Annotated in this window: 21 protein-coding genes; 17 read left to right on the plus strand and 4 right to left on the minus strand. The window is 61.6% G+C overall.

Annotated features, from left to right (window positions below; translation table 11 throughout):
• Window positions 1–189 precede the first annotated feature (189 nt).
• A complete protein-coding gene (locus LOY34_RS05840; protein ID WP_195885821.1) occupies window positions 190–1,836 on the plus strand; it encodes a Na+/H+ antiporter in 1,647 nt (548 codons plus the stop codon).
• Here the strand turns inward: LOY34_RS05840 and LOY34_RS05845 are convergent.
• From LOY34_RS05845 to map, 4 genes are all read right to left on the minus strand, one after another.
• Window positions 1,829–2,581, minus strand: a complete 753-nt coding sequence (locus LOY34_RS05845; protein WP_195885822.1) for a M12 family metallopeptidase — start codon at window positions 2,579–2,581, stop codon at window positions 1,829–1,831. The two genes, LOY34_RS05840 and LOY34_RS05845, sit on opposite strands and share 8 nt — an antisense overlap.
• Before the next feature lie 126 nt (window positions 2,582–2,707).
• Window positions 2,708–3,901 carry a succinyldiaminopimelate transaminase gene (gene dapC / locus LOY34_RS05850; RefSeq protein ID WP_195885823.1) on the minus strand — a complete coding sequence of 398 codons (1,194 nt, stop codon included), beginning with the start codon at window positions 3,899–3,901 and terminating at the stop codon, window positions 2,708–2,710.
• Window positions 3,902–3,924: 23 nt separating this feature from the next.
• Window positions 3,925–6,624, minus strand: a complete 2,700-nt coding sequence (locus LOY34_RS05855; protein WP_195885824.1) for a [protein-PII] uridylyltransferase — start codon at window positions 6,622–6,624, stop codon at window positions 3,925–3,927.
• A gap of 21 nt (window positions 6,625–6,645) precedes the next feature.
• Window positions 6,646–7,428 carry a type I methionyl aminopeptidase gene (map, locus tag LOY34_RS05860; protein WP_093386675.1) on the minus strand — a complete coding sequence of 261 codons (783 nt, stop codon included), beginning with the start codon at window positions 7,426–7,428 and terminating at the stop codon, window positions 6,646–6,648.
• A 344-nt stretch (window positions 7,429–7,772) separates the two neighbouring features.
• On the opposite strand from map, the gene rpsB reads away from it, so the two are divergent.
• The 16 genes from rpsB to dnaE all read left to right on the plus strand — a co-directional run bounded on the left by rpsB (window position 7,773) and on the right by dnaE (window position 25,989).
• Window positions 7,773–8,513, plus strand: a complete 741-nt coding sequence (gene rpsB, locus LOY34_RS05865) for a 30S ribosomal protein S2 (protein ID WP_045193628.1) — start codon at window positions 7,773–7,775, stop codon at window positions 8,511–8,513.
• 192 nt (window positions 8,514–8,705) lie between these two features.
• Window positions 8,706–9,569 carry a translation elongation factor Ts gene (gene tsf, locus LOY34_RS05870; RefSeq protein WP_045193627.1) on the plus strand — a complete coding sequence of 288 codons (864 nt, stop codon included), beginning with the start codon at window positions 8,706–8,708 and terminating at the stop codon, window positions 9,567–9,569.
• Between the two features lie 182 nt (window positions 9,570–9,751).
• Window positions 9,752–10,495 carry a UMP kinase gene (gene pyrH, locus LOY34_RS05875; protein WP_010224848.1) on the plus strand — a complete coding sequence of 248 codons (744 nt, stop codon included), beginning with the start codon at window positions 9,752–9,754 and terminating at the stop codon, window positions 10,493–10,495.
• Complete coding sequence (gene frr, locus LOY34_RS05880) at window positions 10,492–11,049, plus strand: ribosome recycling factor (RefSeq protein WP_045193626.1); 558 nt, start codon at window positions 10,492–10,494, stop codon at window positions 11,047–11,049. Before pyrH ends, frr begins: the two co-directional genes overlap by 4 nt.
• Window positions 11,050–11,067: 18 nt before the next feature.
• Window positions 11,068–11,823, plus strand: coding sequence for a polyprenyl diphosphate synthase (gene uppS, locus LOY34_RS05885; RefSeq protein ID WP_010224846.1), 756 nt, complete (start codon window positions 11,068–11,070; stop codon window positions 11,821–11,823).
• Window positions 11,823–12,638 carry a phosphatidate cytidylyltransferase gene (locus LOY34_RS05890; RefSeq protein ID WP_195885825.1) on the plus strand — a complete coding sequence of 272 codons (816 nt, stop codon included), beginning with the start codon at window positions 11,823–11,825 and terminating at the stop codon, window positions 12,636–12,638. The genes uppS and LOY34_RS05890 overlap by 1 nt, the downstream gene beginning before the upstream one ends.
• On the plus strand, window positions 12,635–13,825 hold the full coding sequence (gene ispC / locus LOY34_RS05895; RefSeq protein ID WP_195885826.1) for a 1-deoxy-D-xylulose-5-phosphate reductoisomerase: 1,191 nt from the start codon (window positions 12,635–12,637) through the stop codon (window positions 13,823–13,825). Before LOY34_RS05890 ends, ispC begins: the two co-directional genes overlap by 4 nt.
• 57 nt (window positions 13,826–13,882) lie before the next feature.
• Window positions 13,883–15,235 (plus strand): RIP metalloprotease RseP, encoded by a 1,353-nt coding sequence (rseP, locus tag LOY34_RS05900; protein ID WP_258664376.1) that lies wholly within the window; start codon window positions 13,883–13,885, stop codon window positions 15,233–15,235.
• 74 nt (window positions 15,236–15,309) lie between these two features.
• On the plus strand, window positions 15,310–17,670 hold the full coding sequence (bamA, locus tag LOY34_RS05905) for an outer membrane protein assembly factor BamA (RefSeq protein WP_045193621.1): 2,361 nt from the start codon (window positions 15,310–15,312) through the stop codon (window positions 17,668–17,670).
• Between the two features lie 44 nt (window positions 17,671–17,714).
• A complete protein-coding gene (locus LOY34_RS05910; RefSeq protein WP_038996736.1) occupies window positions 17,715–18,218 on the plus strand; it encodes an OmpH family outer membrane protein in 504 nt (167 codons plus the stop codon).
• 2 nt (window positions 18,219–18,220) lie between these two features.
• The gene (gene lpxD / locus LOY34_RS05915; RefSeq protein ID WP_045193620.1) at window positions 18,221–19,276 is read left to right on the plus strand and encodes a UDP-3-O-(3-hydroxymyristoyl)glucosamine N-acyltransferase; all 1,056 of its coding nucleotides are present in this window, start codon (window positions 18,221–18,223) and stop codon (window positions 19,274–19,276) included.
• A 110-nt stretch (window positions 19,277–19,386) separates the two neighbouring features.
• Window positions 19,387–19,827, plus strand: a complete 441-nt coding sequence (gene fabZ / locus LOY34_RS05920; RefSeq protein WP_010224833.1) for a 3-hydroxyacyl-ACP dehydratase FabZ — start codon at window positions 19,387–19,389, stop codon at window positions 19,825–19,827.
• Window positions 19,824–20,600, plus strand: a complete 777-nt coding sequence (gene lpxA, locus LOY34_RS05925; protein WP_195885828.1) for an acyl-ACP--UDP-N-acetylglucosamine O-acyltransferase — start codon at window positions 19,824–19,826, stop codon at window positions 20,598–20,600. The genes fabZ and lpxA overlap by 4 nt, the downstream gene beginning before the upstream one ends.
• A 1-nt stretch (window position 20,601) precedes the next feature.
• Entirely contained in the window at window positions 20,602–21,729 is a 1,128-nt protein-coding gene (gene lpxB / locus LOY34_RS05930) for a lipid-A-disaccharide synthase (RefSeq protein ID WP_195885829.1), read from the plus strand.
• Complete coding sequence (gene rnhB / locus LOY34_RS05935; RefSeq protein ID WP_093386668.1) at window positions 21,730–22,359, plus strand: ribonuclease HII; 630 nt, start codon at window positions 21,730–21,732, stop codon at window positions 22,357–22,359.
• A gap of 108 nt (window positions 22,360–22,467) precedes the next feature.
• Complete coding sequence (gene dnaE, locus LOY34_RS05940) at window positions 22,468–25,989, plus strand: DNA polymerase III subunit alpha (RefSeq protein WP_045193616.1); 3,522 nt, start codon at window positions 22,468–22,470, stop codon at window positions 25,987–25,989.
• Window positions 25,990–26,011: the final 22 nt, after the last annotated feature.

Below are 26,011 nucleotides of genomic sequence, written 5' to 3' on the forward strand. Positions count from 1 at the left end.
GGTCGGCGGCGTTGGGTTGGCGTTGCCATGGCTCTTTGTAGCATTGTGTTACAGGTTCTGGGCAGTTCTGCGACTTTTGTGCAGCGGTGCGCCGGCAGCCTAAGCGGCTAATATGTCGTTTCAATGGCAAAACCGTGCCCAGGCCCGCATAAGTTATTGAATGCGTTTGAATTGAACAGGACTCGCCGAATGCAATCAGCCTACACCGTTCTCATCCTGCTGATGCTGGTGAGTGTTTCCAAACTGGTCGGGCGGGTTATCCCGCTGCCGTTGCCACTGGTGCAGATCGGCGCTGGCGCCTTGCTGGCGTGGCCTACCCTGGGCCTGCACGTGGCCCTGGACCCAGAATTGTTTCTGTTCTTGTTTTTGCCGCCGCTGCTGTTTTCCGATGGCTGGCGGATGCCCAAGCGCGATCTGTGGAAGTTGCGCGGGCCGATCCTGACCCTGGCCGTTGGCCTGGTGCTGTTTACCGTGGTGGGTGCCGGTTATTTCATTCACTGGATTTTGCCGAGCATTCCCTTGCCGGTGGCCTTCGCCCTGGCTGCGGTTCTGTCGCCCACCGACGCCGTGGCGGTGTCGGCCATTTCCCAGGACCGGCTGCCGACGCCGTTGATGCACATGCTCCAGGGCGAGGCGCTGATGAACGACGCCTCGGGCCTGGTGACCTTCAAATTCGCCCTGGCCGCGGCAATCACCGGCGTGTTCTCGCTGACCGAGGCCAGCCTGACCTTCGTGCTGGTGGCTGTCGGCGGCCTGGCCATCGGTGTCGCCCTGAGCTGGCTGGTCGGGCGCCTGCGTGCCTGGATGATCGCCCGTGGCTGGGATGACCCGGCCACCCACGTGGTGTTCATGTTGCTGCTGCCGTTTGCCGCCTACGTGCTGGCCGAGCGCCTGGGCGCCTCCGGCATTCTCTCGGCGGTAGCGGCTGGGATGATGCAAAGCTGGCTTGACCTGCTGCCCCGGCAGACCAGCACGCGCCTGCTCAACCGCAGCGTCTGGTCGCTGCTGGAGTTCGCCTTCAATGGTTTGATCTTCCTGTTGTTGGGCCTGCAGTTGCCCGACATCATCAAGGCGGTGACCAGCCACGAAGCCTCGCTGTGGCCGACCTTGCTGTGGCGCTGCCTGGATGTGGTGGCGATCTTCGCGGTACTGCTGGCCTTGCGCTTTATCTGGGTGCAGAGCATCTGGCGCCTGATCGGGGTGATCCGCCGCTGGCGTGGTAAAGAGGACCTGGTGCTGATGCCCAACGCGCGTTCCTGCTGGCTGTTGACGGTCGGCGGTGTGCGCGGGGCGGTGACCCTGGCCGGTGTCATGTCGGTGCCGCTGCTGATCAGCGCCGGCAAGGACTTCCCGGAGCGCGACTTGCTGATTTTCATCGCCGCCGGGGTTATTCTGCTGTCGCTGGTGTCAGCCTGTATTGCCCTGCCGCTGTTGTTGCGCGGGGTGACCAAGAGCCCGGATGACGCCCTGCGTCAGGAAGCCCAGGAGGCCTGGCGACGTACCGCCGAAGCGGCGATTCATGCCCTTGAGGCAGAGGACCTGAGTGAGGCCGGCAGCCCGCTGGACGCTTCGCAGGCGGCGCTGGCGGCCGAGCTCAAGGCCCGCTTGATGGCTGAATACCGGCATCAGCTTGATACCTTCAACGACAGCGCCGAAGCCCAGGCCCTGGCCGAACAGATGGACCAGCTGGAGCGGCGCTTGCGATTGCGGGCGCTGCGGGCCCAGCGCCTGGAGCTGTACAACCTGCATCGCCAGCACCTGATTGGTGATGATGTGGTGCGTCAGGTGCTGGGGGAGCTGGATATGAGTGAGGCGAACCTGGGGCAGGTCAGGTAGGTGTGTCGGCCAGGGGGTAGGCTCGGCGCATGAATGCCAGATCATATTCGCTCAACGTCTTGTTTGCCCCCACTTCCCAGTCACCCAGGGTCATCCACTGCTCAATTGGATAGTGCATGATCGACTCGCGGTCGTAGGTTGTGAAGAAGGTATTCGCTTCAGATCGCTTCTCCAGAAACTGGCTGCGTACATCGGCCTCGCTCCATCCCGGTCGCTTGGTCATCACTTTCATGAGTTCGTCTTCATTCCAGGGAATGTCAGCTAACGGGTTTTGATGTTCGTGGGTCGCGCCAAAGACATGGCCGAACTCATGCAGGACGATCTGCTCGAAATTTTCGCTGTCCGGCAGGACATTCAGGGTCATGGTTTCGTTTTTTTTGATCAGCAGAGCGTCAGTTCCCAGGGCGGACTCATTGTGCAGGGCCTTGGGGTCGAGCTTGATCCTGATATCGGCCTGCAGGTAGTTGTCGTGGTACAGGGTTATGCCGAGGTTGGCGCCAGACTGCGACACCCATTGGCTCCCTGTATTGAGAATTTTCAACTGCAGTTCGATGCTGGGCGAGCCCAGAAACGAAAATTTCAGGATGCGCCCTGGCTGCCAGAGACGGGTGGAACCATAAATTGCACGTTTTTTGCGCGACCCGGAATGGTTGGGAACATTGGCAGGGTTTTCCGCGACGGCGGCTTCGTAGGAAAGCTGCGGGTCGACGTTGTGGCGGTAACGGCAAAAGATCAAATCGCTCATGAGGGAGTCCTTCTCGTTCGTGAGCGTGAAGTGTCTCCAGTCAGGCGCCGGATCTAGTGGTAGATAAAGCTTTAGTTTGGCTTTTCTAGGGCAGGCGGCACCGGCTGTTCCGATGCCGCCGATCCATCAGCGGGTGAGGAAGTCTCGAATCCGCCCGGCCGCCTCGACGCACTCGGCCAATGGCGCTACCAGCGCCATGCGCACGCGCCCGGCACCTGGGTTGACGCCGTCCACTTCGCGCGACAGGTACGAACCCGGCACTACGGTCACGTGCTGGGCTTCGAACAGGTCGCGGGTGAACGCTGCGTCGTCGCCTGGCACCTTGGCCCACAGGTAGAAACCGCCGTCCGGGCGCTGCACGTCCAGCACCGGGGCGAGGATTTCGAGCACTGCGTCGAACTTCTCGCGGTACAGGTCGCGGTTGGCCAGTACGTGTTGTTCGTCGTTCCAGGCGGCGATGCTCGCCAGTTGAGTTTGCACCGGCATGGCGCAGCCGTGGTAGGTGCGATAGAGCAGGAACGGCTTGATGATCTCGGCATCACCTGCGACGAAGCCCGAACGCAGGCCCGGCAGGTTGGAGCGCTTGGACAGGCTGTGGAACACCACGCAACGCTTGAAGTCGCTACGGCCAAGCTCGACGCAGGCGCTGAGCAGGCCTGGCGGCGGGCTTTGTTCGTCGAAGTACAGCTCGCTGTAGCACTCGTCGGCGGCAATCACGAAATCGTACTGGTCGGCCAGGGCGATCAGTTTTTTCAGGGTGTCCATCGGCACCAGGGCGCCGGTGGGGTTGCCCGGGGAGCAGAGGAAGAGGATCTGGCAGCGCTGCCAGGTCTCGGCCGACACCGCATCGAAGTTCGGGTTGAAGCCGTTGCTGTCCAGGCATGGCAGGTAGTGCGGGGTGGCGCCGGCCAGCAAGGCTGCGCCTTCGTAGATCTGGTAGAACGGGTTGGGGCTGATCACCAGGCCGTCATCGGCGCGATTGACCACCGCCTGGGTGAAGGCGAACAGCGCTTCCCGGGTGCCATTGACCGGCAATACGTGTTTGTCGGCATCCAGCCAGCCGGCCGGTACGCCAAAGCGCTGTTCGCACCAGCGCACGATGGCCTGACGCAGGGCCGGCAGGCCGGCAGTGGTCGGGTACACCGCCATTTGCTTGAGGCTGTCGGCCAGGGCCTGGGCGACGAACGCCGGCGACTCATGCTTCGGTTCACCGATCGACAGGGCAATGGCGCGTTTGTCCGCCGCAGGCGTCACGCTGCCGAGCAGCGCACGGAGTTTCTCGAACGGGTAGGGCTGAAGCTGGTTCAAAGCGTTGTTCATCGGCGCAAGGTCTCGTCAAACGGTCAAATGGTCAGGCGGGTCAAAGGCACCCCGGTCGCCTGGTCGACGCGCAGTTGCTCGACGATCGCATCCTGCAGGCGGCTGCACAGTTGCGGGTCGGACAGGGGCTGGTTGTCGGCGTCGGTAATGAAGAACACGTCTTCGACCCGTTCGCCGAGGGTGGCAATCTTGGCATTTTGCAGCGACAGGTCGAACTCCAGGAAGATCTTGCCGATCCGCGCCAGCAGGCCGGGGCGGTCGGGGGCGCTGAGTTCGAGGATGGTCACCGGGCGCTGGGCATCGTTGTGGATGGTCACCTGCGGGGCAAAGGTGAAGTGCTTGAGCTGGCGCGGTACCCGGCGCTGGATGATGGTCGGGTAGTCGTCGGGGTTACGCAGGGCGTCGGTCAGACCGTCGCGAATCTGTTTGACGCGCGCGGGATTGTCGCCGATCGAGCCGCCATCGTTGTCGAGCACGATATAGGTGTCGAGGGTGAACTGGCTGCTCGAGGTAATGATGCGGGCGTCATGGATGTTCAGGTTGAGTTGGTCCATGGCCGCCACGGTCACGGCGAAAAAGTCGTGCTGGTCGGGGGCATAGATGAAGATCTGGGTACCGCCCTCGAACTCGCGCTGGGTGGTTTCCTTGATCAGCACCAGCGGCCCGCCGTCGGCCGGCTGCTGGAGGATGGCATCGCTGTGCCAGGCGACGTCAGCGGCGGTATGGCGCAGGAAGTAGTCATCGCCCAGTTGCGACCACAGCTGCTCGACGTCGTCCGGGTCGGTGCCTTCGCGAATGAGGATGTCCAGCGCCGCGCTCTGGGTCTGGCGGATCTGCTCTTCGCGGTCCAGCGGGTTCTCCAGGCCGCGGCGCAGGGCGCGCTTGGTCTCGGTGTAGAGCTGGCGCAGCAGGCTGGCGCGCCAGGAGTTCCACAGGCTGGGGTTGGTGGCGTTGATGTCGGCCACGGTCAGCACGTAGAGGTAGTCCAGGCGGGTTTCATCGCCCACCAGCAGGGCAAAATCGTAGATCACCTGCGGGTCGGAGAGGTCCTTGCGCTGGGCGGTGGTGGACATCACCAGGTGATGCTGTACCAGCCAGACGATCAGGCGGCTGTCCCAGCTTGGCAGCTGATGACGCGCGCAGAAGGCCTGGGCGTCTACCGCGCCGAGCTCGGAATGATCGCCCTGGCGGCCCTTGCCGATGTCGTGATAGAGCCCGGCGAGGTAAATCAGCTCCGGCTTGGGCAGGCGGCCCATGAGCTTGCTGGCCAGCGGGAATTTCTCCGAAACCGGGGTGTACTGCAGTTTGCGCAGGTGCTTGATCAGGTTCAGGGTGTGCGCATCGACCGTGTAGATGTGGAACAAGTCGTGCTGCATCTGCCCGACGATCAGACCGAACTCCGGCAAGTAACGCCCGAGAATGCCGTAGCGGTTCATCCGCCGCAGGTTGCGGTGGATGCCGATCTCGCACTTGAACAGCTCGATGAACAGGCTGGTATTGCGGATATCGTTACGAAACTCGTCGTCGATCAGGTGTCGGTGTTCGCGCAGCAGGCGGATGGTGTCGGCGCGCACGCCCTTGATTTCCGGGTGCTGGGCCATCAGCACGAAGATTTCCAGCATGGCGAACGGCGTGCGTTTGAATACGTTGGTGCGCACGGCCTCGATATAGCCGTCATGCAGCTGGAAGCGGGCATTGAGTGGCTGGGCGTTGCCACTGTCGTCGTCGAGGATGACCTCTTCGAAGTGCTGGATGATCAGGTCGCTGAGCTCGGCGATGCTCATCACCACCCGGTAATACTGCTGCATGAACTGCTCGATGGCACGCTTGGGGTTCTCGTCGCCAAACCCCAGCAGCGCGGCGATGCTGCGCTGGTGGTCGAACAGCAGGCGGTCTTCAGCGCGCCCGGCCAGCATGTGCAGGGCGTAACGCACTTTCCAGAGAAACTCCTGGGACGAGGCCAGCAGGTTGTTCTCGCTTTCCAGCAGGAAACCTTCGCCGGCCAGGGCGTGCAGGTTGAGGGTGCCGTACCGGCGGCGGGCGATCCACAGCACCGTCTGGATGTCGCGCAGCCCGCCCGGCGAGCCCTTGACGTTGGGCTCGAGGTTGTACTCGGTGTCGTTGTACTTGTGGTGCCGGGCCTTTTGCTCGGCCCGCTTGGCCAGGAAGAATTCCTTGCTTGGCCACATGTGCGCGGTGCTGGTCACTTCGAGCATGCGCTGGCGCAGGTGCTCCGGGCCAGCAATGGTGCGGCTTTCCATGAGGTTGGTGACAACCGTCAGGTCGGCACGGGCCTGTTCTGCGCATTCATCGACCGAGCGCACGCTCTGGCCCACTTCCAGGCCGATGTCCCACAGCAGGGTCAGAAAGCGTTCGATCGAGTCGCGAAAGACTTCATGATCGGCGCTGTCGAGCAGAATCAACAGGTCGATGTCGGAATAGGGGTGCAGCTCGCCGCGCCCATAACCGCCGGTGGCGATCAGGGCGATATCGGCATCTTCGCTCCAGGTAAACTGGTTCCACGCCTGTTGCAGGATATTGTCGACGAACCAGGCGCGGTCCTCGATCAGCCGGCGGATCTCGCGACCGCTGCGAAAACGGTTGTCGAGCACCTCGCCGGCCTGGCGGATGGCTTTCTTGAAGGCAGCGATGGGGCTTGCCTTGAGGGCCAGTTCCGCCTGGAACTGGCCGCGATCGAACAGCTCGGGATCCACCTGGGGCATCGAGAGGCTTTCCTGTAAGAATCAGGCCGATGTGCGAGGAATGGTGTCGTCTTTGCGCAGGGTGAAGATCTCGTAACCGGTCGCGGTCACCACCAGGGTGTGTTCCCATTGTGCCGAGAGCTTGCGGTCCTTGGTGATGGCGGTCCAGCCGTCGCCCAGCACCTTGGTGTCGGCCTTGCCCTGGTTGATCATCGGCTCGATGGTGAAAGTCATGCCTTCTTTCAGTTCCATGCCGGTGCCGGCGCGGCCGTAGTGCAGGATCTGCGGCTCTTCGTGGAACACCTTGCCGATGCCGTGGCCGCAGAATTCGCGGACCACCGAGAAGCCGTTCTTTTCAGCGTGCTTCTGGATTACTTCGCCGATGTCGCCCAGGCGGCAGCCCGGCTTGACCAGCTCGATGGCCTTGTACATGCATTCCTGGGTGATCTGCGAGAGGCGTTCGGCCCAGACGGGCACGTTGCCGACGTGGAACATGCGGCTGGTGTCGCCGTGGTAGCCGTCCTTGATCACCGTGACGTCGATGTTCAGGGTGTCGCCATCCTTGAGCGGCTTGTCACCGGGGATGCCATGGCAGACCACGTGGTTGACCGAGGTGCAGATCGACTTGGGGAAGCCTTTGTAGTTGAGCGGCGCCGGGATAGCCTGCTGGACGTTGACGATGTAGTCGTGGCACAGGCGGTCGAGCTCCTCGGTGGTGACACCGGGCTTGACGTGCTCTTCGATCATCTCCAGGACTTCGGCGGCCAGGCGGCCGGCGATGCGCATCTTTTCGATGTCTTCGGCGGTTTTGATGGTAACGGTCATTACAGGCTCTCTACGGCGCAGCAAGGCGCGAATAATCTGGGGAAAGGCCGGATTCTAACAGAGCGAAGCCCGATTCAGGCGGCTATGGCGCTGATACAGCCTTTATATAGGGGCCATTCTGGCGCTAATGGGCGGTGTGTGCAAAAGCCGGTGACGTTCTATGGTAATTCGGGTTTCGCTCGGCGAGCTTGTGTGGTATAAAATGCGCCGCTTTCCGGGGATAGCTCCGCAAGCACTAAACCCACACACGTGTCGACACGATGACCTGGGTGCCTTTGATCTGCGGATCACGGGTTGGTCATTGGGATACGTGGAGGCCCAACCCGACTTATCAAGGAACTATCATGTCCCAAGTCAACATGCGCGATATGCTGAAGGCCGGTGTGCACTTCGGTCACCAAACCCGTTACTGGAACCCGAAAATGGGCAAGTACATTTTCGGCGCGCGCAACAAGATCCACATCATCAACCTTGAAAAAACCCTGCCAATGTTCAACGACGCACTGACTTTCGTCGAGCGTCTGGCCCAGGGCAAAAACAAGATTCTGTTCGTCGGCACCAAGCGTTCCGCTGGCAAGATCGTTGCTGAAGAAGCAGCACGTTGCGGTTCGCCGTACGTCGATCACCGCTGGTTGGGCGGCATGCTGACCAACTACAAGACCATCCGCGCTTCGATCAAGCGTCTGCGCGACCTGGAAACCCAGGCCGAAGACGGCACTTTCGCCAAGCTGACCAAGAAAGAAGCCCTGATGCGCTCCCGTGATCTGGAAAAACTGGATCGCAGCCTGGGCGGTATCAAGGACATGGGCGGCCTGCCTGATGCCCTGTTCGTGATCGACGTTGACCACGAGCGCATCGCTATCACCGAAGCCAACAAGCTGGGCATCCCGGTCATCGGCGTTGTCGATACCAACTCCAGCCCAGAAGGCGTTGACTACATCATCCCAGGTAACGATGACGCCATCCGCGCTATCCAGCTGTACATGGGTTCGATGGCTGACGCCGTGATCCGTGGCCGCAACAACGTTGCTGGCGGTACCGAAGTGTACGCCGAAGAAGCAGCAGCACCGGCTGCCGAAGCCTGAGTAACTGACGCTTAGCGTCTACTCGGCACGCGAAAAGGGGGCTTTGCCCCCTTTTTGCCACCTTGAAATCCTCCTGTCAGCATCGCCGTTGCAACCTTGTTACTGCATGAGTGCTGGCAAGTGGATTTACAGAATTGAACGCCCGTCAGTATCGGGTGGAATGGTTGAAAACCTATCCAAGAGGATTTTGAAATGGCAGAGATTACTGCAGCGCTGGTCAAAGAACTGCGCGAGCGTACCGGCGAAGGCATGATGGACTGCAAGAAGGCCCTGACCAAGGCCGGCGGCGACATCGAAAAAGCCATCGACGACATGCGTGCTTCGGGCGCCATCAAGGCCGCCAAAAAGGCTGGCAACGTTGCTGCTGAAGGCGCTATCGCCATCAAGGCCGACGACAAGTCCGCCGTCCTGCTGGAAGTGAACTCGCAGACCGACTTCCTGGCCCTGCAAGATGACTTCAAAAACTTCGTCGCTGAAAGCGTTGAACAGGCTTTCGCTGAAAAACTGACCGACGCCGCTCCGCTGATCGCTTCGCGTGAAGCTGCTCGTGAAGCGCTGGTTGCCAAGGTTGGTGAGAACGTCAACATCCGTCGCCTGGTGCGCGTTGAAGGTGACGTTGTCGGTACCTACCTGCACGGTAACAAGATCGGTGTTGCTGTTGTCCTGAAGGGCGGCGACGTCCAGCTGGCCAAAGAAATCGCCATGCACGTGGCTGCCAGCAACCCAGAGTTCCTCAACCCTTCGGAAGTCTCCGCTGAAGCAATCGAGCGCGAGAAGGCTGTATTCATGCAGCTGAACGAAGAGAAGATGAAGGGCAAGCCTGAGAACATCGTCGCCAACATGATCGACGGTCGCATCAAGAAGTTCCTGGCCGAAGCTTCGCTGGTCGAGCAAGCCTTCGTCATGAACCCGGAAGTCAAGGTCGGCGAGCTGGCCAAGAAAGCCGGTGCTGAAATCGTTTCGTTCACCTACTTCAAAGTAGGCGAAGGCATCGAGAAGCCGGTCGACAACTTCGCTGAAGAAGTTGCTGCCCAGCTGGCTGCTGCCAAGCAATAAGACAGATTCACCTCTGTCGCCCCGAAGAGGCTGCCCGCTCACGCGCGCAGCCTCTTTGTCAAAGCGGGAGCGGTTTACGAGACCGCCTTTCGCTGGCGCAGTAGCTGCGCCACGCTAGAGTTACGCGCAGGCTGAAAACAGCCCGCCAGATTTTTTTACAAACGCCGCAGGAGAGATTCGCAATGGCTCAGCAGGGCAGTGGTTATCAAGCTCGCTATAAACGCATTCTACTCAAGCTTAGCGGCGAGGCCCTGATGGGCTCGGAAGAGTTCGGGATCGACCCCAAGGTCCTGGATCGCATGGCGCTGGAAGTCGGCCAGTTGGTCGGCATCGGTGTTCAGGTAGGTTTGGTGATCGGTGGTGGCAACCTGTTCCGTGGTGCGGCGCTCAGTGCAGCCGGCATGGACCGCGTCACTGGCGACCACATGGGCATGCTGGCGACCGTGATGAATGGCCTGGCCATGCGCGATGCGCTTGAGCGCGCCAACATTACCGCGATTGTCATGTCGGCCATCTCCATGGTTGGCGTTACCGATCACTATGATCGTCGCAAAGCCATGCGCCACTTGAACTCCAAAGAAGTGGTCATCTTCGCTGCCGGTACCGGCAACCCGTTCTTCACCACCGACTCCGCCGCTTGCCTGCGCGCCATCGAAATCGATGCCGACGTGGTATTGAAGGCAACCAAGGTCGATGGTGTATACACTGCAGATCCATTCAAAGACCCGCATGCCGAGAAGTTCGATCATCTGACCTACGATGAAGTGCTGGATCGCAAGCTGGGCGTGATGGACCTGACGGCAATCTGCCTTTGCCGCGATCACAAGATGCCGCTGCGCGTCTTCAACATGAACAAGCCCGGCGCCCTGCTGAACATCGTGCATGGCGGCGCTGAAGGAACTCTGATCGAGGAAGTTCAAAAATGATCAACGAAATCAAGAAAGACGCTCAAGCGCGTATGCAGAAATCCCTGGAGTCTCTGGCTTATGCGTTCGGCCAGATTCGCACCGGCAAGGCACACCCAAGCATCCTGGCAAGCGTGATGGTGCCTTACTACGGTACCGACACCCCGATCAGCGGCGTCGCCAACGTCACCGTTAAAGATTCGCGCACCCTGCAGGTCGTGGCTTTCGAGCGCAACATGCTCGCTGCCGTTGACAAGGCCATCCAGAGCGCCGGTTTGAACCTCAACCCGACCAACCTGGGTGAGTTGCTGCTGATCACCATGCCAGCCCTGACTGAAGAAACCCGCAAGGGCTTCACCAAGCAGGCGCGCAGTGCGGCCGAAGACGCTCGCGTGGCTGTGCGCAACATTCGCCGCGATGCTCTGGGTGAACTGAAGAAGCTGGTCAAAGACAAGGAAATCAGCGAAGACGAAGAACGTCGCGCCATCGCTGATATCGACAAGCTGACGAAAGATACCGAGGCCCAGATCACCAAGGCCACCGAAGAGAAAGAAAAGGACCTGATGGCCGTTTAAGGGTCGGGACTTTTTTTAATGGAAAAGACCAAGCAAGGTGTGTCCCCATCGGTGCCGCGCCATGTCGCGATCATCATGGATGGGAATAATCGCTGGGCGAAGAAGCGCCTGTTGCCCGGTGTCGCCGGGCACAAGGCCGGTGTCGATGCGGTGCGCGCGGTCATCGAGGTGTGCGCCGAGGCCAAGGTCGAGGTGCTGACCCTGTTCGCCTTTTCCAGCGAGAACTGGCAGCGCCCGGCCGAAGAGGTCGGAGCGTTGATGGAGTTGTTCTTCTCGGCCTTGCGCCGGGAAGCCAAGCGCCTCAACGACAACAATATCAGCCTGCGTATCATCGGTGACCGCTCGCGCTTTCATCCTGAGCTGCAGGCTGCCATGCGTGAGGCCGAAGCGGCGACCGCCGGCGCCAATCGTTTCATCCTGCAGATCGCCGCCAACTACGGTGGTCAGTGGGATATCGCCCAGGCCGCCCAGCGCCTGGCGCGGGAAGTCCAGGCCGGTCACCTGCGTCCGGACGACATAACCCCCGAGCTGCTGCAGACTTGCCTGGCGACAGGCGACCTGCCGCTGCCCGACCTGTGCATCCGTACCGGTGGTGAGCACCGCATCAGCAATTTCTTGCTGTGGCAGCTGGCCTATGCCGAGTTGTACTTTTCCGACCTGTTCTGGCCGGACTTCAAACACGAGGCCATGCGTACTGCGCTGGCCGATTTCGCTTCGCGCCAGCGCCGCTTCGGGAAAACCAGCGAGCAGGTCGAAGCTGGAGCCCGTGCTTAATGCTTAAACAACGCATCATTACTGCGCTGATCCTGTTGCCGATCGCCCTGTGTGGCTTCTTCCTGCTGAACGGCGGCGACTTTGCCCTGTTCATCGGCGTGGTGGTGACCCTTGGCGCCTGGGAATGGGCGCGCCTGGCCGGCCTGGTCGGCCAGGCCCTGCGGGTGGCGTACGCGGCTGTAGTTGCAGGGCTGCTGATGCTGCTCTACCTGATGCCGGAACTGGCGCCCTGGGTATTGGGCGCGTCGGTATTGTGGTGGGGCCTGGCGACCTGGCTGGTATTGACCTACCCGAGCAGCAGCGAGCTGTGGGCCAGCGTGGCCTGCCGCTTGCTGATCGGTTTGCTTATCCTGCTGCCGGCCTGGCAAGGCCTGGTGTTGCTCAAGCAATGGCCGCTGGGCAACTGGCTGATCATGGCGGTCATGGTGCTGGTCTGGGGGGCGGATATCGGTGCGTATTTCTCCGGCCGTGCCTTCGGCAAGCGCAAGCTGGCCCCGCAGGTCAGCCCGGGCAAGAGCTGGGAAGGCGTCTATGGCGGCCTGGCCCTGAGCCTGGTGATTACCGCGGCGGTGGGTATCTACCGTGACTGGAGCATCGGCGAGCTGTTGCTGGGCTTGTTGGGCGCAGGCGTGGTGGTGCTGGTATCGGTGGTGGGTGACCTGACCGAAAGCATGTTCAAGCGCCGCTCCGGGATCAAGGACAGCAGCAACCTGCTGCCCGGTCACGGCGGCGTGCTGGACCGTATCGACAGCCTCACTGCGGCGATCCCGGTGTTTGCGGTGCTGCTCTGGGCAGCCAATTGGGGCGTGATGTGAGCGGCGTGCAGCGTATTACCGTACTGGGTGCGACCGGCTCCATTGGTCTTAGCACCCTCGATGTGATTGCCCGTCACCCGGATCGTTACCAGGTGTTTGCCCTGAGCGGCTATTCGCGCTTGCAGGAGTTGCTGGCCCTGTGCCTGCGTCACGCCCCGGTATTTGCCGTGGTGCCTTCGGCCGAGGCTGCACAGCAACTGCGTGAAGGTCTGGCAACTGCAGGTTCGAGCACCGAGGTGCTGGTCGGCGAGGATGGCTTGTGTCAGGTGGCTGCGGCTGCCGAGGTCGATGCCGTGATGGCGGCGATTGTCGGCGCCGCCGGCCTGCGTCCGACCCTGGCGGCGGTCGAGGCGGGCAAGAAGGTGCTGCTGGCCAACAAGGAAGCGCTGGTGATGTCCGGCGCCTTGTTCATGCAGGCAGTGCGGCGCAGTGGCGCTGTACTGCTGCCGATCGACAGCGAGCACAACGCGATCTTCCAGTGCCTGCCGGGTGATTATTCCCGCGGCCTGGCCCAGGTAGGCGTGCGCCGCATCCTGTTGACCGCCTCCGGCGGGCCGTTTCGTGAAACGCCGATGGCCGAGCTCATGGATGTCAGCCCCGAGCAGGCCTGTGCCCACCCGAACTGGTCGATGGGCCGCAAGATTTCCGTCGACTCGGCAAGCATGATGAACAAGGGTCTGGAGTTGATCGAGGCCTGCTGGCTGTTCGATGCCCGGCCCAGCCAGGTCGAGGTGGTGGTGCACCCGCAAAGTGTGATCCACTCGCTGGTCGATTATGTCGATGGGTCGGTGCTGGCCCAGTTGGGCAACCCGGACATGCGCACGCCGATCGCCAATGCCCTGGCCTGGCCGGAGCGGATCGATTCGGGGGTGGCACCACTGGACCTGTTCGCGGTTGCCCGCCTGGACTTCAAGGCCCCGGACGAGCAGCGTTTCCCATGCTTGCGCCTGGCCCGCGAGGCGGCGGAGGCAGGCAACAGTGCGCCGGCGATGCTCAACGCGGCCAATGAAGTGGCGGTGGAGGCATTTCTCCAGCGGCGCATCCGCTTCCCCGAGATCGCGAGTATGATCGAACAAGTGCTCGATCAGGAGCCGGTGGTTGCGGTCGAGTCGCTCGATGCGGTGTTTGCCGCCGATCAGCGCGCGCGGCAACTGGCCGGACAATGGTTGGCTCATCACGGCCGCTGAGGTCTGGCGCAGTAATGCGTCAGGCCCGGTGCCGCTGAACGTCATTCGGAGAGAGACATGAGTGCGCTCTACATGATTATCGGCACCCTGGTGGCATTGGGTGTGCTGGTCACCTTTCACGAATTTGGTCACTTCTGGGTGGCCCGGCGTTGCGGCGTCAAGGTTTTGCGTTTCTCCGTGGGTTTTGGCATGCCGCTGTTGCGCTGGCACGACCGCCATGGCACCGAGTTCGTGGTTGCGGCGATCCCGCTGGGCGGCTACGTGAAAATGCTCGATGAGCGCGAAGGCGAAGTGCCACGCGACCAGGTCGAGCAGTCGTTCAACCGCAAGTCGGTGCGTCAGCGTATCGCAATTGTGGCGGCGGGCCCGGTGGCCAACTTTCTGTTGGCGATTTTCTTCTTCTGGATCCTGGCCATGGTTGGCACCCAGCAGGAGCGCCCGGTCATTGGTGCGGTCGAGGCCGGGAGTATTGCCGAGGTGGCCGGGCTCAAGGCAGGCCAGGAAATTGTTTCCATTGATGGCAAACCGACCAGTGGCTGGGCTGCGGTCAACCTGCAACTGATCCGTCGCCTGGGCGAGAGTGGCCAGTTGCACATCAGCGTGCGGGAAGAGGGTGCGAGCGTCGACAGCCCCCACGTGCTGACCCTGAACAACTGGCTCAAGGGTGCCGACGAGCCCGACCCGATCCGCTCCCTGGGCCTGCGCCTGTGGCGCCCGGCGTTGCCGCCGGTGCTGGCTGAACTCGACCCCAAGGGCCCGGCGCAGGCCGCGGGGCTGAAAACCGGCGACCGTCTGCTGGCCCTCGATGGCCAGGTGCTGAACGACTGGCAACAAGTGGTTGATACCGTGCGTGGCCGCGCTGGCAGCAAGATTGTCCTGCGTATCGAGCGTGACGGTGCGCCGCTGGAGCTGCCGGTAACCCTGGCCAGCCGTGGCGAAGGCCAATCGGCCACGGGTTACCTCGGGGCGGGGGTCAAGGCGGTGAAGTGGCCGGATGCCATGCTTCGCGAGGTCAGCTATGGGCCGCTCGAGGCTGTGGGGGAGGGGCTTTCACGCACCTGGAACATGAGCGTGCTGACCCTCGAATCGCTGAAGAAAATGCTGTTCGGCGAGCTCTCGGTAAAAAACTTGAGCGGACCGATAACCATTGCTAAAGTGGCGGGCGCTTCGGCCCAGTCCGGCGTTGGAGATTTCCTGAATTTCCTCGCCTACCTGAGCATTAGCCTGGGGGTTCTTAATTTGCTGCCCATTCCTGTACTGGATGGGGGGCATTTGCTGTTCTACCTGATCGAGTGGGCGCGTGGTCGTCCGCTCTCGGATCAGGTGCAAGGTTGGGGGATCCAGATCGGTATCAGTTTGGTAGTCGGGGTGATGTTGCTTGCCCTGATCAACGATTTGGGTCGACTGTAAAGCTTCGCTCAATTGCGAACCTGCCGCGTCCCGCGGCGGGTCGTTTATTGCCAGTTGGAATAAGAAAGGACTTCATGAAACGTCTGCTGCTAACTGCGGTTCTCGCCGTACTGATGATCGCTGAAGTTCACGCCGAGTCCTTCACCATCTCCGATATTCGTGTCAATGGTCTGCAGCGGGTTTCCGCGGGCAGCGTTTTTGGTGCCTTGCCATTGAACGTCGGCGATGAGGCCGATGACCGGCGCCTGGTGGAATCCACCCGGTCCCTGTTCAAGACCGGTTTCTTCCAGGACATCCAACTGAGCCGGGACGGCAACGTCCTGATCATTACCGTGGTCGAGCGTCCTTCGGTGTCGAGCATCGAGATCGAAGGCAACAAGGCGATCAGCACCGAAGACCTGATGAAGGGTCTGAAGCAGTCCGGTCTGTCCGAAGGCGAGATCTTCCAGCGTGCCACCCTTGAAGGCGTGCGCAACGAACTGCAACGCCAGTACGTTGCCCAGGGCCGCTACTCGGCCGAGGTCGACACCGAAGTGGTGCCGCAGCCGCGCAACCGCGTGGGCCTGAAGATCAAGATCAACGAAGGCACCGTTGCTGCCATCCAGCACATCAACGTGGTCGGCAACACCGTCTTCGCTGATGAAGACCTGATCGGCCTGTTCGAGCTCAAGACCACCAACTGGCTGTCGTTCTTCAAGAACGATGACAAGTACGCCCGCGAAAAACTCTCCGGTGACCTGGAGCGTCTGCGTTCCTACTACCTGGACCGCGGCTACATCAACATGGACATCGCTTCCACCCAGGTGTCGATCACCCCGGACAAGAAGCACGTCTACATCACCGTCAACGTCAACGAAGGCGAGAAGTACACCGTTCGTGACGTCAAGCTTTCCGGCGACCTCAAGGTGCCTGAAGACCAGGTCAAGTCGCTGCTGCTGGTACAGCCTGGCCAGGTATTCTCGCGCAAGGTGATGACCACCACCTCCGAGCTGATCACCCGTCGCCTGGGTAACGAGGGCTACACCTTCGCCAACGTCAACGGCGTGCCGCAGCCGCACGACGAAGACCACACCGTCGACATCATGTTTGTGGTCGACCCGGGCAAGCGTGCCTACGTCAACCGCATCAACTTCCGTGGCAACACCAAGTCCGAGGACGAAGTGCTGCGCCGTGAGATGCGCCAGATGGAAGGCGGCTGGGCGTCGACCTACCTGATCGACCAGTCCAAGACCCGTCTGGAGCGCCTGGGCTTCTTCAAGGAAGTCAACGTCGAGACCCCGGCCGTTCCGGGCACCGACGACCAGGTCGACGTCAACTACAGCGTTGAAGAGCAAGCCTCCGGTTCGATCACCGCCAGCGTCGGTTTCGCCCAGAGCGCAGGTCTGATCCTCGGTGGTTCGATCAGCCAGAACAACTTCCTCGGTACCGGTAACAAGGTTTCCCTGGGCCTGACCCGCAGTGAATACCAGAGCCGTTACAACTTCGGCTATGTCGACCCCTACTGGACTGCCGACGGCGTCAGCCTGGGCTACAACGCCTTCTATCGCACCACCGACTACGATGACCTCGACGTCGACGTGGCCAGCTATGCGGTCGACAGCCTGGGTGCTGGCGTCAGCGTCGGTTACCCGATCAGCGAAACCTCGCGCCTGACCTTCGGCCTGACCGTACAGCAGGACGAGATCAAGACCGGTAAGTACACTGTTGACGAGATCTTCAAGTTCGTTAACGAAGAAGGCGACAAGTACCTGAACTTCAAGGCCTCGGCCGGTTGGTCGGAATCGACCCTGAACAAGGGCGTACTGGCTACTCGCGGTCACTCGCAAAGCCTGGTGCTGGAAGCCACTACCCCGGGTAGCGACCTGTCGTTCTTCAAGCTGGATTACCGTGGCCAGCTGTTCAAGCCGATCAATAATGACTACACCCTGCGCCTGCACACCGAACTGGGCTATGGTGACGGTTTCGGCGGTACCTCGGGCCTGCCGTTCTACGAGAACTACTACGCCGGTGGTTTCAACTCGGTTCGTGGCTTCAAGGACAGCAGTCTCGGTCCACGCAGTACCCCGAGCCGTGGCGCGGATGTCACCGGTAACCAGGGCACCATCGCCGACCCGGATCAGGACCCGCTGCCATTTGGTGGTAACGTTCTCGTCCAGGGTGGTGTAGAGCTGCTGTTCCCGCTGCCGTTCGTCAAGGACCAACGCTCGCTGCGCACCTCGGTCTTCTGGGATGTGGGTAACGTTTTCGACACCAACTGCGGTTCCAAGCCGGACTGCGAGAAGGTCGGCCTGTCGGGCCTGGCCAGCTCCGTCGGCCTGGGCGTGACCTGGATTACCGCGCTCGGTCCGTTGAGCTTCAGCCTGGCAATGCCGGTGAAGAAGCCGGACGAAGCCGATACCCAGGTGTTCCAATTCTCTCTGGGCCAGACCTTCTAAGGTCTGCCCCTTGCTAACGACAACGGATTCTGTAGGAGTGCATCGTGCGTAAGTTGACTCAACTGGCAGTACTGGCTGCGACCCTGATCGCAACCCCGGCTTTCGCCGAAATGAAGGTTGCTGTGCTGAACTATCAAATGGCCCTGCTCGAATCGGACGCGGCGAAGAAGTACGCCGTCGATGCCGAGAAGAAATTCGGCCCGCAGCTGACCAAGCTGAAGAACCTGGAAAGCAGCGCCAAGGGCATTGCCGACCGCATCCGTGCCGGTGGCGACAAGATGGCCCAGCCAGAGCGCGAGCGCCTGGAGCTTGAATACAAGCAAAAGGCCCGTGACTTCCAGTTCCAGTCCAAGGAGCTGAACGAGTCCAAGGCCGTGGCCGACCGCGAAATGCTCAAGCAACTGAAGCCCAAGCTGGATGGCGCAGTTGAAGAAGTGATCAAGAAAGGCGGTTTCGACCTGGTTCTCGAGCGTGGCGCGGTCATTGATGTCAAACCTCAGTACGACATCACCCGCCAGGTCATCGAGCGCATGAACCAGTCCCGTTGATCATGACCGTGACCATGAAACTCGGTCAGCTGGCCGAGTTCCTCGGAGCCACCCTGAGTGGCCCCGAGGAGCTGGAAATCACTGGCCTGGCAACCCTTCAGGAAGCTGGGCCTGGGCAGTTGAGCTTCCTTGCCAACCCACAGTACCGCAAGTACCTGGGTGAAACCCAGGCGGCGGCGATCCTGCTCAAGCCGGCCGACGCCGAAGGTTTTGCCGGCAACGCCCTGATTGTTCCCGACCCGTACCTCGCCTACGCGCGCATCTCCCACCTGTTCGATCCAAAGCCCAGGGCTGTAGCGGGAATTCATCCCAGCGCCGTGGTTGCCGCCGATGCCCAGGTCGATGCCAGCGCCAGCATTGGTGCCTGCGCGGTGATCGAGAGCGGTGCGCAGATCGGCCCGGGTGTGACTATCGGTGCCCAGTGCTTCATCGGCGCGCGCTGCGTGATCGGTGAGGGCGGCTGGCTGGCCCCGCGGGTAACCCTGTACCACGACGTGCGTATCGGCAAGCGTGTGGTCATTCAGTCGGGCGCAGTGATCGGCGGCGAAGGCTTCGGCTTTGCCAACGAGAAAGGCGTGTGGCAGAAGATCGCCCAGATCGGCGGCGTGAGCATCGGCGATGATGTCGAGATCGGCGTCAACACTGCGGTCGACCGCGGCGCACTGGCCGACACCCGCATCGGTGACGGGGTCAAGCTCGACAACCAGATCCAGATCGCCCATAACGTGCAGATCGGCGATCATACGGCGATGGCGGCGTGTGTCGGGATTTCCGGCAGCACCAAGATCGGCAAGCATTGCACCATTGCCGGCGGTGTCGGCATGGTTGGACACATCGATGTCTGCGACAACGTTTTCGTATCCGGGATGACCATGGTGACGCGCTCGATTACCGAGCCAGGCGCTTATTCTTCCGGTACGGCGATGCAGCCGCTGGCCGAGTGGCGCAAAAGCGCCGCGCGAATTCGCCAGCTGGATGAGATGTCAAAACGCCTTCAACAACTGGAAAAGCGTCTCGCCGCCGTGACCTCTGGCGATAAAGCTTCATCAGAAGGCTGATACCATTTCCTGATCAAGAGCGAACAGCCCTAGACTGACTCTTTGATTTGCTAAAGGAGCGCCGTGTGAAAACCGGCGCTCCCTATCTTTACTACAGGCTTCCCCCCGAAATGATGGACATCAACGAGATTCGCGAATACCTGCCTCACCGTTACCCGTTCCTGCTGGTGGACCGGGTGGTGGAACTGGACGTCGAGGCCCAGCGCATTCGTGCCTACAAGAATGTCAGCATCAACGAACCTTTCTTCAATGGTCACTTCCCGGCGCACCCGATCATGCCGGGCGTGCTGATCATCGAAGCCATGGCCCAGGCGGCCGGTATCCTCGGCTTCAAGATGCTCGACGTCAAACCTGCGGACGGTACCCTGTACTACTTCGTCGGTTCCGACAAGCTGCGCTTCCGCCAGCCGGTGCTGCCGGGTGACCAGCTGATCCTCGAGGCCAAGTTCATCAGCTGCAAGCGCCAGATCTGGAAGTTCGAGTGCCAGGCGTCGGTCGACGGCAAGCCGGTATGCTCGGCCGAGATCATCTGCGCGGAACGCAAACTATGAGTTTGATTGACCCTCGGGCAATCATCGATCCATCGGCGAAGCTCGCCGACGGTGTCGAGGTAGGCCCTTGGTCGATCATCGGTGCCGGGGTCGAGATCGGCGAGGGGACCGTGATCGGTCCGCACGTGATTCTCAAAGGGCCGACCCGCATCGGTCGGCACAACCGCATCTACCAGTTTTCTTCGGTAGGCGAAGACACCCCTGACCTCAAGTACAAGGGTGAAGCCACGCGCCTGGTGATCGGTGATCACAATGTGATCCGCGAAGGCGTGACCATCCACCGTGGCACCGTGCAGGACCGCTCGGAAACCACCCTGGGTGATCACAACCTGATCATGGCCTATGCCCACATCGGTCACGACAGCATCATCGGCAACCACTGCATCCTGGTCAACAACACCGCGCTGGCTGGCCATGTGCACGTCGACGACTGGGCGATCCTTTCCGGGTTCACCCTGGTGCATCAGTTCTGCCACATCGGCGCCCACAGCTTTTCCGGCATGGGCACGGCGATCGGCAAGGACGTGCCGGCCTACGTCACGGTGTTCGGCAACCCGGCCGAAGCGCGCAGCATGAACTTCGAGGGCATGCGCCGTCGTGGTTTCAGCGAAGACGCCATTCACGCCCTGCGCCGCGCCTACAAGGTGGTCTACCGCCAGGGCCTGACCGTCGAGCAGGCGATTGCCGAGCTGGCCGAGCCGGCTAGCCAGTTCCCTGAAGTCGACGTGTTCCTCAAGTCGATCCAGAACTCCACCCGCGGCATCACCCGCTGACATGGCCGAGCTTTGTGTAGCGCTGGTGGCAGGTGAGGCCAGCGGCGATATTCTCGGCGCCGGGTTGATGCGCGCGCTCAAGGCGCGTCATCCGCAGGTACGCTTCATTGGTGTGGGTGGGCCGTTGATGCAGGCTGAAGGCCTGACTTCGTACTTCCCCATGGAGCGCCTGGCGGTGATGGGCCTGGTCGAGGTGCTAGGGCGCCTGCGCGAGCTGCTCAAGCGCCGCAAGGAGCTGATCCAGACCCTGATCGCCGAGCGCCCGGATGTTTTCATCGGCATCGATGCCCCGGATTTTACCCTCAACATCGAACTGAACCTGCGCAAGGCCGGGATCAAGACCGTGCATTACGTCAGCCCGTCGGTCTGGGCCTGGCGGCAGAAGCGCGTGCTGAAGATTCGCGAAGGTTGCGACCTGATGCTCACGCTGTTTCCGTTCGAAGCCAAATTCTATGAAGAGAAGGGCGTGCCGGTGCGCTTCGTCGGCCACCCGTTGGCCGACAGCATTCCGCTGGACGCCGATCGGGCTGCTGCCCGTGAACAGCTGGGCCTGGCCGACGGGCCGCTGGTTGCCCTGATGCCCGGCAGCCGTGGCGGTGAAGTAGGGCGCCTGGGTGCGCTGTTCCTTGATACCGCCCAGCGTTTGCGCGAGCTGGTGCCGGGGGTACGTTTTATATCCCCGTGTGCCAATGCCGAGCGCCGTGCCCAGCTTGAGCAGATGCTCCAGGGCCGCGACCTGCCAGTGACCCTGCTTGACGGTCGCTCGCACCAGGCCCTGGCCGCCTGCGACGCGGTGCTGATCGCCTCTGGCACCGCCACCCTCGAAGCGCTGCTGTTCAAGCGGCCGATGGTGGTTGCCTACCGCTTGGCGCCGCTGACCTACTGGATTTTGAAACGCCTGGTAAAAAGCCCCTACGTGTCGCTGCCTAACCTGCTGGCCCAGCGTATGCTGGTGCCCGAGTTGCTGCAGGAAGCTGCCACTGCTGAGGCCCTGGCCCAGACCCTGGCGCCACTGGTGCACGGCGGTGTGCAGCAGACCGAAGGCTTTGACCAGATTCACCGTACCCTGCGCCGCGATGCCTCGAACCAGGCAGCTGACGCGGTGCTGGCCCTGCTGGAAAACCGATAGATGCAAATGGGATTGGACTTCAACCTGGTCGAGGACCTGGTTGCCGGTGTCGACGAAGTGGGCCGTGGCCCGCTGTGCGGCGCAGTGGTGACGGCGGCGGTGATTCTCGACCCGCAGCGGCCGATTCTGGGGCTCAACGACTCGAAGAAGCTCACCGAAGCCAAGCGTGAAAAGCTTTTTGACGAAATTTGTGAGAAGGCCCTGAGCTTCTGCATCGCCCGCGCCGAGGTCGAGGAAATCGACCAACTCAACATCCTTCACGCCACCATGCTGGCCATGCAGCGTGCCGTCGAAGGCCTGAGCGTCACCCCGAAACTGGCGCTGATCGACGGTAACCGCTGCCCGCAGCTGTCGGTACCGGCGGCGCCGGTGGTCAAGGGCGATAGCCAGGTGCCGGCGATTGCCGCGGCATCGATCCTGGCCAAAGTCACCCGTGACCGCGAGATGGCGGCGTTCGAGCTGATCTACCCCGGCTACGGCATTGGCGGGCACAAGGGCTACCCGACGCCGGTGCACCTCGAAGCCCTGGCGCGCCTGGGGCCGACGCCGATTCACCGGCGCTCGTTCGCACCGGTACGCGCCGCCTACGAAGCCCGCGACGCCATCAGCAGCGGATTTGCCGAGGTCTGACCGGGCGCGGCAGGCGTCAGTAGTCAGGATCGCCCCGCACTGGCTGTTGTTTTGATCAAGGCCCGGTACAATCCGGGCCTTGTTGTTTTGTGCTGCTATAGGATCATCATGTCGGCTTCTTTCGTTCATCTTCGCCTGCACACCGAATACTCGCTGGTCGATGGCCTGGTGCGGATCAAGCCGCTGGCCAAGGCATTGGCGGCGATGAACATGCCGGCGGTCGCGGTTACCGACCAGAGCAACATGTGCTCGTTGGTCAAGTTCTACAAGAACGCCATGGGCGCCGGGATCAAGCCGATCTGCGGCGCCGACCTGTGGCTGGCCAACAGCGACCCGGATGCGCCGCTGTCGCGTATCTGCCTGCTGGCCATGGATGCCAAGGGCTACCGCAACCTCACCGAGTTGATTTCCCGTGGCTGGGTCGATGGCCAGCGCAACGGCCTGGTGATCATTGAGCGCCAGTGGATCGCCGAAGCCAGCGAGGGCGTGATCGCCCTGTCCGCGGCCAAGGAAGGTGACATCGGCATGGCCTTGCTCAATGGCAACCCGGACGAAGCCGAAGCCTTGCTGCGCGACTGGATGCAGATGTTCCCGGAGCGCTTCTACGTCGAAGTGCAGCGCACCAACCGCGCCGGTGACGAAGAATACCTGCACGCCGCCGTGGCCCTGGCCGACAAGCTGGACGCGCCGCTGGTAGCCACCAACGATGTGCGCTTTATCAAGCAGTCCGACTACGACGCTCACGAAACCCGCGTGTGCATCGGGGAAGGCCGGGCGCTGGATGACCCGCGCCGTTCGCGCAACTACAGCGACCAGCAGTACCTGAAAAGCCCGGAAGAAATGGCCGAGCTGTTCAGCGACCTGCCCGAAGCGATTGCCAACACCGTCGAGATCGCCAAGCGCTGCAACATCCAGGTGCAGTTGGGTAAGCACTTTCTGCCGGACTTTCCGACGCCCAACGGCATGGGTATCGACGACTACCTGCGCCACGTTTCCCACGAGGGCCTGGAAGAGCGTCTGGCGGTGTTGTGGCCGAAAGAGACCACGCCGAATTACCAAGAAAAGCGCCAGGTCTATCTGGACCGGCTGAAGTTCGAGCTGGATATCATCATCCAGATGGGCTTCCCCGGTTACTTCCTGATCGTTATGGACTTCATCAAGTGGGCCAAGAACAACGGCGTGCCGGTTGGCCCGGGCCGGGGTTCGGGTGCCGGTTCGTTGGTTGCCTACGTACTGAAGATTACCGACCTCGACCCGCTGGCCTATGACCTGCTGTTCGAACGTTTCCTCAACCCGGAACGGGTATCGATGCCCGACTTCGACGTCGACTTCTGCATGGATGGCCGCGACCGGGTAATCGAATACGTGGCTGACGCCTACGGGCGCAATGCCGTGAGCCAGATCATCACCTTCGGCACCATGGCGGCCAAGGCGGTGGTGCGCGACGTGGCGCGGGTCCAGGGCAAGTCCTACGGCCTGGCTGACCGCCTGTCGAAGATGATCCCCTTCGAAGTCGGCATGACCCTGGAAAAAGCCTACGAGCAGGAAGAGATCCTGCGCGATTTCCTCAAGAGCGATGAAGACGCCAAGGAAATCTGGGACATGGCCCTCAAGCTCGAGGGCGTCTGCCGGGGTACCGGTAAACACGCCGGTGGCGTGGTTATCGCGCCGACCAAGCTTACCGATTTCTCGCCGATTGCCTGTGATGAAGAGGGCGGCGGCCTGGTCACCCAGTTCGACAAGGATGACGTCGAGGCCGCAGGCCTGGTGAAGTTCGACTTCCTCGGCCTGCGTACCCTGACGATCATCAAGTGGGCGATGGAAACCATCAACCGCGAACAGGCCAAGAAAGGCCTGGATGACCTGAACATCGACTTCATCCCGCTGGATGACAAGAAGACCTACGACCTGCTGCAAAAGGCCGAAACCACGGCGGTGTTCCAGCTTGAATCGCGGGGCATGAAGGAGCTGATCAAGAAGCTCAAGCCCGACTGCCTGGAAGACCTCATCGCACTGGTGGCGCTGTTCCGTCCCGGCCCGCTGCAATCGGGCATGGTTGACGACTTCATCAACCGCAAGCACGGTCGCGCGGAACTTGCCTACCCGCACTCCGATTACCAGTACGAAGGCCTGAAACCCGTTCTGGCACCGACCTACGGCATCATCCTGTACCAGGAACAGGTGATGCAGATTGCCCAGGTCATGGCCGGTTACACCCTTGGTGGTGCGGACATGCTGCGCCGGGCCATGGGTAAGAAAAAGCCCGAGGAAATGGCCAAGCAGCGCGGCGGTTTCATTGAAGGTTGCGCCAGCAACAACATTGATCCGGACCTCGCCGGCAACATCTTCGACCTGGTAGAGAAATTCGCCGGCTACGGCTTCAACAAATCCCACTCCGCCGCCTACGGCCTGGTCTCGTACCAGACTGCCTGGCTCAAGACCCACTACCCGGCGCCGTTCATGGCCGCGGTGCTGTCGGCGGATATGCACAACACCGACAAGGTCGTGACCTTGATCGAGGAAGTGCGCAGCATGAAGCTGCGCCTCGATGCGCCGGACGTGAACACCTCCGACTTCAAGTTCACGGTCAACGACGATGGCCGCATCGTCTATGGCCTGGGGGCGATCAAGGGCGTGGGCGAGGGGCCGGTCGAGGCCATCGTCGAAGCCCGCGCCGGCGGCCCGTTCAAGGACCTGTTCGACTTCTGCGAGCGGGTCGACCTCAAGCGCATCAACAAGCGCACCCTCGATGCCTTGATCCGCAGTGGCGCGCTGGACCGCCTGGGCCCGTACTTCCATGACGAACTCAAGGCCTACCAGGCCAACATCGACCGCAACCGCGCAGTGCTGCTGGCGGCGATGGAAGAGGCGATCAAGGCGGCCGAGCAAACCGCGCGCACCGCCGACAGTGGCCACGCCGACCTGTTCGGCGGGCTGTTTGTCGAAGAGGATGCCGACGTTTATGCCAACCACCGCAAGGCCCGCGAGCTGACCCTCAAGGAGCGCCTGCGTGGTGAAAAAGACACCCTGGGCCTGTACCTGACCGGTCACCCGATCGACGAGTACGAAGGCGAGATCCGCCGTTTTGCCCGCCAGCGCATCATTGACCTCAAGCCTGCGCGCGACACCCAGACCGTCGCCGGGATGATCATTGCCTTGCGCGTGATGAAGAACAAGAAGGGCGACAAGATGGGCTTTGTCACCCTCGACGACCGCTCCGGGCGCATCGAGGCCTCGCTGTTTGCCGATGCCTTCATGGCCAACCAGGCGCTGCTGCAGACCGATGCTATGGTGGTGGTTGAAGGCGAGGTCAGCAACGATGACTTCTCCGGCGGCCTGCGCCTGCGGGTCAAGCGCGTGATGAGCATGGAAGATGCCCGCACCAACCTGGCCGAAAGCCTGCGCCTTAAAGTGCACGCCGATGCCCTCAAGGGCGACCGGCTGAACTGGCTGGGCGAGCTGTTCAAGCGCCATCGCGGCGCCTGCCCGATCACCATGGAATACACCGGCAGCGATGCCAAGGCCATGCTGCAGTTCGGCGAAAGCTGGCGCATCGACCCAGCCGATGGCTTGATTCAGGCCCTGCGTGACCAGTTCGGACGTGAGAACGTCTTTTTGCAATATCGATGAATTTTTAATCTCGACCTGAATG

The sequence above is a fragment of the Pseudomonas sp. B21-009 genome (assembly GCF_024749345.1).
In the GTDB taxonomy this organism is placed as follows: domain Bacteria; phylum Pseudomonadota; class Gammaproteobacteria; order Pseudomonadales; family Pseudomonadaceae; genus Aquipseudomonas.

Excerpts from the sequence above, each read along its gene's own strand:
- LOY34_RS05840 (WP_195885821.1), top strand. The coding sequence starts at position 190 with ATGCAATCAGCCTACACCGTTCTCATCCTGCTGATGCTGGTGAGTGTT.
- LOY34_RS05845 (WP_195885822.1), bottom strand. The coding sequence starts at position 2,581 with ATGAGCGATTTGATCTTTTGCCGTTACCGCCACAACGTCGACCCGCAG.
- dapC (WP_195885823.1), bottom strand. The coding sequence starts at position 3,901 with ATGAACAACGCTTTGAACCAGCTTCAGCCCTACCCGTTCGAGAAACTC.
- LOY34_RS05855 (WP_195885824.1), bottom strand. The coding sequence starts at position 6,624 with ATGCCCCAGGTGGATCCCGAGCTGTTCGATCGCGGCCAGTTCCAGGCG.
- map (WP_093386675.1), bottom strand. The coding sequence starts at position 7,428 with ATGACCGTTACCATCAAAACCGCCGAAGACATCGAAAAGATGCGCATC.
- rpsB (WP_045193628.1), top strand. The coding sequence starts at position 7,773 with ATGTCCCAAGTCAACATGCGCGATATGCTGAAGGCCGGTGTGCACTTC.
- tsf (WP_045193627.1), top strand. The coding sequence starts at position 8,706 with ATGGCAGAGATTACTGCAGCGCTGGTCAAAGAACTGCGCGAGCGTACC.
- pyrH (WP_010224848.1), top strand. The coding sequence starts at position 9,752 with ATGGCTCAGCAGGGCAGTGGTTATCAAGCTCGCTATAAACGCATTCTA.
- frr (WP_045193626.1), top strand. The coding sequence starts at position 10,492 with ATGATCAACGAAATCAAGAAAGACGCTCAAGCGCGTATGCAGAAATCC.
- uppS (WP_010224846.1), top strand. The coding sequence starts at position 11,068 with ATGGAAAAGACCAAGCAAGGTGTGTCCCCATCGGTGCCGCGCCATGTC.
- LOY34_RS05890 (WP_195885825.1), top strand. The coding sequence starts at position 11,823 with ATGCTTAAACAACGCATCATTACTGCGCTGATCCTGTTGCCGATCGCC.
- rseP (WP_258664376.1), top strand. The coding sequence starts at position 13,883 with ATGAGTGCGCTCTACATGATTATCGGCACCCTGGTGGCATTGGGTGTG.
- bamA (WP_045193621.1), top strand. The coding sequence starts at position 15,310 with ATGAAACGTCTGCTGCTAACTGCGGTTCTCGCCGTACTGATGATCGCT.
- lpxD (WP_045193620.1), top strand. The coding sequence starts at position 18,221 with ATGACCGTGACCATGAAACTCGGTCAGCTGGCCGAGTTCCTCGGAGCC.
- fabZ (WP_010224833.1), top strand. The coding sequence starts at position 19,387 with ATGATGGACATCAACGAGATTCGCGAATACCTGCCTCACCGTTACCCG.
- lpxA (WP_195885828.1), top strand. The coding sequence starts at position 19,824 with ATGAGTTTGATTGACCCTCGGGCAATCATCGATCCATCGGCGAAGCTC.
- lpxB (WP_195885829.1), top strand. The coding sequence starts at position 20,602 with ATGGCCGAGCTTTGTGTAGCGCTGGTGGCAGGTGAGGCCAGCGGCGAT.
- rnhB (WP_093386668.1), top strand. The coding sequence starts at position 21,730 with ATGCAAATGGGATTGGACTTCAACCTGGTCGAGGACCTGGTTGCCGGT.
- dnaE (WP_045193616.1), top strand. The coding sequence starts at position 22,468 with ATGTCGGCTTCTTTCGTTCATCTTCGCCTGCACACCGAATACTCGCTG.